Source organism: Streptomyces doebereineriae, assembly GCF_031845645.1.
GTDB classification, from domain to species: Bacteria; Actinomycetota; Actinomycetes; order Streptomycetales; family Streptomycetaceae; genus Streptomyces; species Streptomyces canus.
Genome location: NZ_JAVREZ010000491.1, coordinates 1 through 411, shown reverse-complemented (window position 1 = coordinate 411; position 411 = coordinate 1). Strand labels below are relative to the sequence as shown.

At 66.2% G+C, this 411-nt stretch carries 1 pseudogene; it reads left to right on the top strand.

Annotated elements, in window-relative coordinates:
• Positions 1–411: pseudogene (locus tag RNB18_RS52915) on the top strand (endopeptidase La); the annotation flags it as partial.

Below are 411 nucleotides of genomic sequence, written 5' to 3'. Positions count from 1 at the left end.
GGACCTGTCCGACGTCGTGTTCCTGGCGACGGCCAACGTCATCGAGAACATTCCCTCGGCGCTGCTGGACCGCATGGAACTGGTGCAGATCGACGGCTACACCGAGGACGACAAGGTCGCGATCGCACGGGACTACCTGCTGCCACGGCAGGCCGAACGCGCTGCCCTGAGCGATGCCGAGGTGACGGTGACGGATGCGGCGCTGCGCAAGATCGCCGCGGACTACACCCGAGAGCCAGGCGTTCGTCAGTTCGAACGGTTGCTGGCCAAGGCGCTGCGCAAGGTGACCACGAAACTGGACTCCACCGAGGCCCCGATCGTGATTGATGAGCCGGATCTCGTTGAGTACCTGGGGCGTCCACGCTTCACGCCGGAGTCCGACGAGCGCACCGCGGTGCCGGGTGTGGCGAC